Origin of the sequence: Archangium sp. (genome assembly GCF_036388035.1) — a bacterium.
Lineage (GTDB): Bacteria > Myxococcota > Myxococcia > Myxococcales > Myxococcaceae > Archangium.
Genome location: NZ_DASVSO010000330.1, coordinates 1 through 10073, shown reverse-complemented (window position 1 = coordinate 10073; position 10073 = coordinate 1). Strand labels below are relative to the sequence as shown.

General features: G+C 70.1%; 8 protein-coding genes. 4 read left to right on the top strand and 4 right to left on the bottom strand.

All coding sequences use genetic code 11. From position 1 onward, the window contains the following. Nucleotides 1-1710 (top strand): hypothetical protein (locus tag VF697_RS13580; protein ID WP_331094990.1); only part of this gene is annotated, 1710 nt, incomplete at its 5' end. Nucleotides 1711-2164: 454 nt separating this feature from the next. After that, nucleotides 2165-4162 (top strand): Hint domain-containing protein, encoded by a 1998-nt coding sequence (locus VF697_RS13575; protein ID WP_331094988.1) that lies wholly within the window; start codon nucleotides 2165-2167, stop codon nucleotides 4160-4162. An 81-nt stretch (nucleotides 4163-4243) separates the two neighbouring features. Here VF697_RS13575 and VF697_RS13570 read toward each other — a convergent pair whose 3' ends face one another. Next, entirely contained in the window at nucleotides 4244-6268 is a 2025-nt protein-coding gene (locus VF697_RS13570; protein ID WP_331094986.1) for a patatin-like phospholipase family protein, read from the bottom strand. A 191-nt stretch (nucleotides 6269-6459) separates the two neighbouring features. Here VF697_RS13570 and VF697_RS13565 point away from each other — a divergent pair, with 191 nt between their 5' ends. Further along, nucleotides 6460-6750: a CBS domain-containing protein gene (locus VF697_RS13565; protein ID WP_331094984.1), complete on the top strand. Its 291-nt coding sequence runs from the start codon at nucleotides 6460-6462 to the stop codon at nucleotides 6748-6750. A gap of 471 nt (nucleotides 6751-7221) precedes the next feature. After that, nucleotides 7222-7905: a nucleotidyltransferase family protein gene (locus VF697_RS13560; protein WP_331094982.1), complete on the top strand. Its 684-nt coding sequence runs from the start codon at nucleotides 7222-7224 to the stop codon at nucleotides 7903-7905. Nucleotides 7906-7974: 69 nt separating this feature from the next. Here VF697_RS13560 and VF697_RS13555 read toward each other — a convergent pair whose 3' ends face one another. The 3 genes from VF697_RS13555 to VF697_RS13545 form a co-directional block, all read right to left on the bottom strand. Further along, on the bottom strand, nucleotides 7975-8877 hold the full coding sequence (locus VF697_RS13555; RefSeq protein ID WP_331094980.1) for a hypothetical protein: 903 nt from the start codon (nucleotides 8875-8877) through the stop codon (nucleotides 7975-7977). 94 nt (nucleotides 8878-8971) lie between these two features. After that, nucleotides 8972-9796 (bottom strand): OmpA/MotB family protein, encoded by an 825-nt coding sequence (locus VF697_RS13550; protein WP_331094978.1) that lies wholly within the window; start codon nucleotides 9794-9796, stop codon nucleotides 8972-8974. 73 nt (nucleotides 9797-9869) lie between these two features. Then, the coding region (locus tag VF697_RS13545) for a sensor histidine kinase (RefSeq protein WP_331094976.1) at nucleotides 9870-10073 on the bottom strand (204 nt) is incomplete at its 5' end.

Below are 10073 nucleotides of genomic sequence, written 5' to 3'. Positions count from 1 at the left end.
GTGATGAACCGGCTCCAGGCCGCGGGGCTCAACGCCGTGAGCGCCCCCCGGCTCTTCGCGCGCCTGCGGGCCATCCAGCTCCGGCCGTCGGAGCGGCCCCTGGAGGCGCCCACCCGCTCCGCCCAGGCGGGGGCCGACGGGACGTGGTGCGGGCACATGGTCTCCCTCGGAGGCCAGGGCAGTGACGCGACCCTGGCGAGCTTCGCGGGCACGGGCCTGTCCTCCTGCTTCGACGGCGCGGACTACGGCTACGTGGACCTCAATGCCTACGTCACCGACATGGCGCAGACGACCTTCGAGCTGCTCGCCACCGAGTCCTATGAGGAGTACGCCGGCAAGGTGATGGAGACGCCGTCCATGACCGTCTCCGTGCCTCGGGTGGACGACAAGGAGCTCCTCGTCGACTCGCTGGCCATGGCCTTCGACGAGGTGACGGGCCGGGAGCACATCACCTATACGTCGGTGACGGCCTCGCTGCACGCGAGGGTGGGGGATGGGGACATCACCCTGGAGCACCCGCGGGAGCTGCTGCGCCCGAACACCCACGACAAGGCCATCCGCGTGTGCCTCGAGCGCGGGTACGTCCACGGCTCGCTGGACTGTGATTACGCCTCGGTGCGGGCCAACGCGGATGGGACGCTCACGCCCTTCGCCACCACGGGCGGCACGGGCATCGCGGCGGTGGACGTGGCCGCCACGCTCGCCACCACCGCGGGCGGCGGCACGTCGACGTGGGTCGCCGACCCGACGTCGTACTGGGAGCCGGCCGTGAAGCCCTTCGACACGACGCGCTTCCAGGTGCCCACGCGCGGGATGTTCAAGCCCTACGTGCTGGAGGAGTGCCAGGTGGAGAAGGTGACGAGCAAGGTGGTGGCCATCCTGCTGGACACGGGCGGCTGGTGCGAGGAGGGCACCACCAGCGGCACCGTGGTGGGCAAGGGCGAGCTGCCCTGGAAGACGCCCACCCGGCCCCGCGAGTACCCCTTCGACGGCATCCTGGACTTCGGCAAGGGCAACTGCGTGGCCAACGCGCAGAACGTCCGGCTGGAGATGTGGGTGTACGCCGAGGGCACATGCCCGGACCCCTTCGCTCCCGGGGACGCGACGAAGCGCGAGCCCTTCCGCTGCCCGTCGAAGACAGAGGTGAAGCCCGTGGACTACACGCGCCTGTGCATGGCCGAGGGTACGCAGGTGGTGAAGGCCGACGGCGAGCGCGAGGTGGTGGAGAAGGTGAAGGTGGGGGACAAGCTGCTGGCCAATGGCAGCGGTGTGGCCCTCACGGTGACGGCGGTGTCGCGCGGCGGTGAGAGCGAGGCGCTGGTGAAGCTGCGGGACGACCAGGGCCACGAGGTGCGGGTGACGGCCACCCACCCGATGGTGACGGTGAAGCGCGGCATGGTGCAGGCCAGCGAGCTGAGGGTGGGCGAGGCCGTGCTGACGCGCACCGGGGCGACGAAGCTGGTGGCCGTGGAGCGCGTGCCCTACCAGGGGCCCGTCTACAACTTCCTGCTGGGCACGCCGGAGGAGCTGGCCAAGGCGGGGCCCGAGGCGCGCACGATGTTCGCCAACGGCTTCCTGGTGGGCGACGGCCATGCGCAGTCGGTGCTGGAGAAGCAGCGCAAGCTGGACGCCCGCGAGGTGCTGGCGAAGCTGCACGGCGCCTGGCACGAGGACTACCGCCAGTCCCAGCGGCGGCAGGCGAGGAAGTAGGCGCGGGCCTCGCTCGGCCGCACTGACTCCGCGTGAGTCTCGAGGGGCCGTCTCGGGTGACCGGGGCGGCCCTTCTGCTTTTCCCAGGGGCCACGGGCTGGCAGAAAAGCCTCACTGCCAGTGCGGGAGAGCGTGCAGGCGCATCCGCTCGCTCGGCCGGATGCCCTCCCCGGAAAAAGCAAGGGATTGTTCTCTGCTCGCGGGGTTTCCCCAAAGTGTGTCTGTGTTTGGACAAGCAGGGAAAAGCTTTTCTTCGCCTGTCTTCCCATCCAGCGAGGAATCCCCACGTTGCTGAGCGAACCGGCACGATGAGCGATTGACCCTCTCTCCAACTCGCACGCCACACCTGCTCACCCTGTAGGTCTCCTTCTCGGCCCTTCGAGATGACGTGTCTGTCTTTGTCGTCCCCTGAGGTGAAACCCAAATGAAGCTGTCACTGAAAGGATCCCCCCGGATGTTCAAGCGTTTCATGCCGGCCCTCACGTGCCTGACGCTGCTCGGCGCGGGCTGTGCCCAGCAGAAGGCTCCCGCGGAGCAGGTGGACAAGGAGGTCCTCGCCGCTGACTCGCGCCACATGGCCCAGCTCTATTCGCAGTGGGAGCAGGCCGTCAGCGCCCAGTCGAAGGACTCCAACAAGCCTCGCGGGAGCCGGGAGATGCCCCTGGATCTCTCCGACGAGGCGCAGTTCCGCTTCGTGAAGAACCGCCTCCAGGCCGCGGGCAGTACCCCGGAGAACTCGCCGCAGCTCTTCCGCCGCCTCGACAAGCTGCACAAGGACAAGAAGGCCGGCGTCCCGGGCGCGCAGACCCGCAAGGACATGGTCACCTCCACGACCGCGGGGACGGACCCCCGGGAGAACCCGTGGTGCGGCCACCTGCTGCCGCTCTCGGACGTGGACAGCACGGACGCCTCCGTGGCGAAGTTCCAGACCTCGGGCCTCGTCACCTGCTTCAACGGCTCGGACTACGGCTACGTCGACGTCACCGCCTTCGCCACCGATGCGGCGCACCAGCGCTTCCGCGTGCTGGGGACGCAGTCCTACGAGGAGTACGCGGGCAAGGTGCTGGAGACGCCCACGCTCGACCTCGGGGTGAAGGTCAGCCCGGATGAGCTCCTCTTCGTGGACTCGGTGTCCATGGCCTTCAACGAGGCCACGGGCGAGTCGCACGTCTCCTATACGGTGACCGAGTCCTCGCTCGCCTCGCTGGGCGCGCAGCCGACGCCCGTGCCCACCAACACCCTCAACTTCGAGCACCCTCGCGAGCCGGTGGGCAAGCACCAGACGGACAACCCCATCCGCACCTGCCTGGAGCGCGGCAGCGTCACGGGCTACCTGGATTGTGATTACGCCTCGGGCAGCAAGGATCCCAACACGGGCGACTTCCTCCCCTTCGTCAAGCCCTACACCGGCATTGGCGCGGTGGACTCCGAGGCGACCCGGGTGCCTTCCGGCGTCTGGGTGTCCAAGCGCGGGGATTACTGGGCGCCCGCGAGCGGTACCTATGACACGAGCCACCTCTACCTGGCCATGCGCGGCAAGCACCGCCTGACGCTGGAGACCTGGTGCCGGGTCGACTCCCAGGACAGCGACGTGGCCCTCATCCTGCTGGAGACGGGCGGCAAGTGCGCCGGTGGCAGCGCGTCGGGCTCCGTGGTGGCGCACAGCGCCCTGCCCTACAAGCCGTACGCCCGGGACTACTACGACAACACCGTGGTGGTGTTCCCCTTCGATGGCCTGGTGGACTTCGGCCGGGACTGCATGGGCTTCCTCCAGAACACCCGCCTGCTCGTGCGCTCCACGGTGAAGTCCACGTGCATGGTGCTCGGCGCCACCAACACCTGGGGCACCACACAGCGCATCAACACGCGCACCCAGAACGTCCAGACGATCGACTGGCGCAACGCCTGTCTGGCCAAGGGCACGCAGGTGGTGAAGGCGGACGGCCAGGCGGTGGCGGTGGAGCAGGTGAAGGTGGGCGACAAGCTGCTGGCCAATGGCAACGGGCTGGCGCTCACGGTGACGACGGTGTCGCGCGGCGGCGAGAGCAAGCCGGTGGTGAAGCTGCGGGATGAGAAGGGCGCCGAGGTGATGGTGACGGGCACCCACCCGATGGTGACGGCCAGGCGCGGCGTGGTGCAGGCCGGCGAGCTCGCGGTGGGCGATGTCCTGCTGACGCGCACCGGGGCCACGAAGCTGGTGGGCGTGGAGCGCGTGCCCTACAACGACGAGGTGTTCAACTTCGCCCTGGGCACGCCGGAGGAGCTGGCCAAGGCCCCCGCCGAGGCGCGCACGCTGTATGCCAACGGCTTCCTCGTGGGTGACAGCCAGACGCAGGCCACCCTGGAGAAGCAGAAGCTGCGGGACTCGCGCGAGGTGCTGACGAAGCTCAACGGCGCCTGGCACGAGGACTTCCGCCGGCACCAGGCCCGGCAGAAGAGCGCCCAGCGCTAGCACGCTCGCCCTGAGGTACTGAGGGCCTCGAGGGGCCGTCCCGGGATGACCGGGGCGGCCCTTCTGCTCTGGCGCGAGGGCTCAGAAGGGCAGCCAGCTCGGCTTCACGCTGCGCGGGTTGGTGATGGTGTGGGCGAGCTGCGCCGACAGGTCTCCGAAGGCCTGGTGGTCCAGGTACATCGCCTCGATGCGCTGCTTGCCCACCGGCAGCACGCTGCGGTGGCCTCCGTCCCTGGCGGTGACGATGAGGTTGTCCCCGCCCGCGTAGCTCACCTGGTACTGCTTGCCCTTGGCCACCACCGGCAGGTCGAAGTGGACGTCCTGGGGCACCTGCGCCGAGTAGTTGGTGCCCCGCGAGCCCGGCACGCGCAGGTCGTCGAGGAAGTTGCGCAGGAAGTCGCGCGTCACCTGCCGCGACTGCCCGTCCAGCGCCGGGTCCACCTTCTCGTCGTAGCCGAAGCTCAGCGTGCTGTCGGCCTTGGTGGGGTCCGTGAGGTCCCACGTGGGCAGCGACAGCATGTACTGGTTGGCCTTGGGCTGCGTCCGGTCGATGTAGTCGGTGTAGTCCGACGCCGAGTCCTTCATCAGCGTGTAGCCGTTGAGGGCGTTCCACAGGACGTTGGTGGAGTCCAGGTTGCCCGAGGGCAGCGGCTTCGTCGTGTCCTGGTGGCTCGCCGGGTGGCCCGTGGCGCGGCTGTAGAGCGACGCGCCAATCTGCGGCAGGTCGTTCTTGTTGTAGCCCATGGGCAGGTTGTCCAGCGCGCCGCCGTCCACCAGGTGCATGCGGCGGCCCGTGGCCGGGTCCACCACCTGCACCGGCTCGAAGACGCCCGGAATCGCCATGGAGGCGCGCACCGCCAGCGCCACCGGCGTGTCCGGCGTCGTCTCCTGGCTGAAGACGAAGATGCGGTCCTTGGCCGAGGTCCCCCCGTCCGGGCCCGCCGCGCTGTCGTAGGCCTTGGCGGTGATGAGCTGCAGCGGCACCTTGAGGTCCGCGAAGGTCACCGGCCGGTCCGTGATCCCCGTCAGCCGGCGCAGCTCCTGGTCCACGAGGTCGAAGGCCTTCTGTCCGTTGAGGATGCCTCCGTCCTTCATGTCCAGGTCCCAGTCATAGAGGTCCTTCAACCGGGGGTCCTTCGCCAGCGCCTGGATCTCCGCGGGGCCCGCGCCCGTGGCGGCGAACGCCGCGGCGATGGAGCCGGCCGAGGTGCCGCTCAGGCTGGTGGGCACCACGCCCAGGTCGTACATCTCCGCGAGCATGGAGCCGTAGCGCTTGCCCTTGCCGCCACCGCCCTGGAGGCTCAGGTGGACACCCTGGGGCTCCCCGTCCTTCACCGGCATGCCCAGCTCGGCGCGCCGGGCGGCCACCGCCGCCTTGTACTCCTCGGGGGTGCGCACGGTGCGCGCCGTGGGGCCCTCGCCCAGCGTCAGCTCGCGCGGCCCCTTGCCGAAAATGAAGTCCAGGGGCGCCGGCGGCTTCGTCACCGGCGTGCCCGTGGGGAAGTGGCTCGCGTTGAGCTTCCCGCCCGGCAGCTCCTTGGCGGAGAACTGGGGATCAATCCACATCGCGCCCGGCTTGGGGGCGGTGGTGCGCGTGTAGCCGTAGTCCGCCTGGAGCTTGCCCTCGGCCGACTCCAGCGCCTTCTTCACCTCGGCGCGGCGCGGGTGGGAGGCGGGCAGCAGCTCCAGCTCCGCCGACAGCGCGCGCACCTTGCCCAGCGTGTCGCGGAAGTCCTGCGTCTGGGCGACGAGCTGCTTGCCCTGCTCATCGTGAATCTTCGGCGGGAAGATGCGCTCGAGCACCTTGCGTACATCCCCCAGGTCCACCTTCTTGAGGGCGTCGAGCGGAATCTTCAGCGGGTTGCCGGTGAGGGTGATGCCCTCCCAGGGCTTCTTCCCCGCGGGCCGGGGCAGCGAGGGCAGCTTCGCCTCGAAGACGTCCACCACGTTGTTGACGTGCTGGGCGACGCCCTTGGCCGCGTTCTGCAGCGCCTGGCCCACCTTCTCCAGCGGGTGGGCGGACGTCGCGGGCTGCCGCGGGGTGAGCGCCTCCGGCGGGCGTCGGGTGAGGGACGAGGTGGACGGGCTGGTCGGCTTCACGGACATGGTGGGCTCCACGCTCCCGGAGTGGCTCCGGAAACTGCTCCCGCCATTATCGCCCCATCGGCCTCGAAAGTTGTGTGGGGGACCCTCAGGGGTCGGCAGGGGGATTGCTAGGGCCTGAGTGGGGGCCAGACAGGCTTCCTTCCTGGGGGTATCCTTTGACGCGCCGCACGGTTGAAACCCAAGTCGTTGCAATGCCTGACATCATCCTCTACCCGCGCGACACCGTGCTGCGCGCGCTGGAGGTCATGCACCGTTACGGCGTCCACCTGTTGCCAGTGGTGGATGAGCGACACGGCGAGGTGCTCGGCCACGTCACCGAGGAGGAGCTCGTCCGCATCTGGTACACGCTCCCGCTGGCCCGCATGTCTGAAATTCTGACTGCCCGCGCGGCCATGGCTTCGGAAGGAATTGCAGACCCGCGGCCCGCGCGGCTCGTCTTCGTCCCGGAAGGTCAGGGCTCCCGCTCCAACTGGGTGCACTAGCGCGTCCGCCACCCGACGGATGGCGGCGACAGTGTCCTCGGGTATCCGTTTCACGCCCGCTCCTGAAGGCGCGGGCTCGAGCAACCCCCTGCGCAGCGGCCACGCAGAGGCCCTGGCCACGTCCCCCGAGAAGGAGGACGGGTCTCCCTGCGTGTGCGGCCCTCGGGTTCAACCCCTCCCTGCATTCCAGCACCAGCTCGCCGGCACCCTCCTCTCGAGGAAGGGCCCGGTGGGGTCGCCGTGCGGGAACGGGACGGGGTGCGAGCGAGACGGCGAGAGGCGGGGGATGTAGGCCAGAAGTTCGCTCATGGGCGGATGGCGCAACACTTCCGTACATGGCGAACATGTTGCCGCTTTCAAGTGCCGTGTTCCCAACGACCTGCCCTCCAGTGCGCGGCCAGATCGCTCCACGCTTGCCAGCCTGTAGCCGGTCGCCCCCACGCCAACCGGTGGGGGCCGAGGAGGCATGGCATGAAGGCAGTGGCAATCATCCTCGCCGCGGGAGAGGCCAGGCGCATGGGCCATCACAAGGCGCTCATCGAGCACGAGGGGGGCAAGAGCTTCCTCCAGTCGCTCACGTCGACGTTCGGCAAGGCCGGCTGCTCGGTCATCGGGGTCGTGGGCAAGGACGCCCAGGCCGTGAAGGACCAGCACCCCGCCGTCCACCTGGTGGAGAACGAGCAGTGGCAGGACGGGCAGCTCAGCTCGGTGAAGGCCGGGCTGGAGGCGGCGCTCGAGGAGGGCGCGGACGTGGTGCTGCTGCACCCCGTGGACATGCCCGCCGTGCGGGCCTCCACGCTCAAGTCCCTGCTCAAGCCCATGGGGGACTCGCTGGAGGCCCTGCGCCCCGAGTTCGAGGGGGCCGCTGGCTACCCCATCGTCCTCTCGCGCGGCGCCGCCGAGCGCATGCGGGAGTCGGGTGAGACGCAGCTCGAGGGCGTGCTCAAGGCGATGCAGCTGCGCCGCGTGCCGGTGAAGGACCCGGGCGTCGTCGTCAACATCAACACCCCGGAGACGTACGAGCGGCTGTTCGGCTCGGCGCCGAAGCTCGCGCCGCCGCCCAAGCGCCGGGGCAAGAAGAGCGAGGGCACCACCTCGGAGGCTCCACCTCCCATGGCGATGGAGGCCGCGTCCGAGGGAATGTCGGGGAAATGAGTCAGGCGGGCCCGGTCCCCTCGCCCTTTCCCTTCGACGGAGGGAGAGGGGCGGGGGCGACGTGGCCGCCTAGAAGTTGAGACCGAGGCCCGCGTAGGGCCCGGTGAAGACGTCCTCGTGCTCCTTGCTATCGACGAGGCCGTGGTCGTTGAGGAGCAGCCACCGCAAGCCGCCGCGCACGGTGAGGATGCCCATGTGCAGCGCCAGGCCCGCCTGCGCGTCGAGCTGCGTGTACGGCAGCGCCACGAGCTGCCCCCGGCCTTCCACGTCCAGCCCGCCGAAGAGGCAGCGCTCGAAGGACAGGGCGATGCTCGGGCCCACGAAGGTGACGTCCGGCGCGGTCGCGATGGCCACGCCCGCCTCCGCCCGCAGCCGCCCCTCGTCGCTGGAGAGCAGCGCGTACGTCAGGTGCGTCGAGTAGAGGCCCAGCTGGTCCTCGCCCTCGGTGCCGTCATCCGTCGGCAGCTTCAGCGCCGTCAGCGAGCCGTCCACGCCCCACCGCTTCCCCTCGAGGCCCAGGTTGAGCCCCAGCGCGCCGCCGCCGCCCAGCGCCTGCCCCGTCAGGCCCATCCGCACCAGCACCGGGCTGCGGTGCGCGGGCTGCCGCACGACTTGCGGCGTGTGCGAGTAGGGGTACACCGGCGGGTGGTCGTCGGACACGGAGACGACCGTCACGCTGCTGGAGCCGCTGTACGTGGAGGTGGCGTAGCTGGAGGTGCCCTGGGTGTTGGAGCCGCTCGAGCCCACCGGAGTCGCTTCATGGCGACGGCTGGAACTGGAGCTGCTGCTGGAGCCGCTGCTGTTCACGGGCGAGGCCTCGTGCTTGCGCTCCTCGCGCTTCTCCTCCTTCTTCTCACTGCTGGAGCTGGAGCTCGAGTCGGAGCGCTTGCCGAAGCGGGCCTCTGCCGTGCCAGAGGTGAGGACCAGGCCAGTCGCCAGCGAAGCGCACACGAGGTGCCTGAGGGTGGACACGGAGACTCCTCCAGGGAAGAAGAAGGGCAGCGAGAGGTGACTTGGCGCTCGGACGGCTGCCTGTCCGTATTTATTCAAAGGATTTTCCCGGCCGTCAGCGCCCGGTCCCCGGGCGCTTCTTCGCCAGCCGCTGGTCCCCGGGCGCCGGGGGTGGGGGTTGGCGCGGTGGCGGCGCGGGCATGAGCTGCAGCTCCAGCCTCCGGTTGCGCTCCCGGGCCAGCGGCCCATCGTCCAGCACCACCGGGTGGTGGGGCCCGTAGCCCGCCGCCACCAGCTTCGCCGGGGAGACTCTCGCCTTCTCCCCCAGGTGGCGCACCACCGTCACCGCGCGCGCCGCCGACAGCTCCCAGCTCGTTGGGAGGGGAGCCGTCTCCGGCGCCTCCGGCACCGCGTCCGTGTGCGCCGCCACCTGCACGAGGTGTCCCTCCACCCCCGCCAGCTTCGCGCCCACCCGCGCCAGCAGCTCCGCGCCTCCGGGCGTCAGCGCCGCCTTGCGCGGCTCGAAGAGCAGCCGGTCCGCCAGCTCCACCCGCAGCCGCCCCTCCGACTCCTCCAGGAAGGCCTCGCCCTTCTCCAGCTCCGCCTTCAGCAGCTTCTCCAGCTCCGCCCGCGCCGCCTCGCGCCGGGCCAGCTGCGGGCCCTGTTCGCTGGTGCGACGGCCGGGTGCCGTCGTCTGTTGCTGCTGCTCCAGCTGGCGCAGCCGCCGCGCCATGCTGTCGCGCAGCACCTGCAGCTCGGCGACTTGTGCCTCGGACTCGGTGCCCTCGCGCTCCAGCTGCTCCACGCGCGTCAGCAGCGAGGAGAGGGAGCGCCATGCCAGCCCCCCTCCCAGCGCCGACACCCCCACCGTGCCCGCCAGCAACAGCCACGGCAACCGCGCGCGCCGGCGCTGCTCCGTGTCGCTCGCTGCTCGCTCCATCCCGCCCTCCGCGGCGCTCGTGGTTGGTGCTCCCAGCCTAGCCAGGGCACTCGGGTAGGTCTCAAGGCGACTTTCAGCCCCGTGGGAGGCGGAGGATGAAGCGGGAGCCCACGCCCAGGGTGCTCTCCACCGTGAGGTCCCCACCATGCGCGCGCGCTATCTGCCGTGCCACGTAGAGGCCCAGTCCCAGGCTCTCGCGCGAGTGTTTGCCCGAGGCCCGCTGGTAGCGCTCGAAGATGCGCGTCTGCTCCTCCGGGGAGATGCCCGGCCCGTGGTC

Coding starts and splice junctions, on each gene's coding strand:
- VF697_RS13570 (WP_331094986.1), bottom strand. CDS start 6,268: ATGTCCGTGAAGCCGACCAGCCCGTCCACCTCGTCCCTCACCCGACGC.
- VF697_RS13550 (WP_331094978.1), bottom strand. CDS start 9,796: ATGGAGCGAGCAGCGAGCGACACGGAGCAGCGCCGGCGCGCGCGGTTG.
- VF697_RS13560 (WP_331094982.1), top strand. CDS start 7,222: ATGAAGGCAGTGGCAATCATCCTCGCCGCGGGAGAGGCCAGGCGCATG.
- VF697_RS13565 (WP_331094984.1), top strand. CDS start 6,460: ATGCCTGACATCATCCTCTACCCGCGCGACACCGTGCTGCGCGCGCTG.
- VF697_RS13575 (WP_331094988.1), top strand. CDS start 2,165: ATGTTCAAGCGTTTCATGCCGGCCCTCACGTGCCTGACGCTGCTCGGC.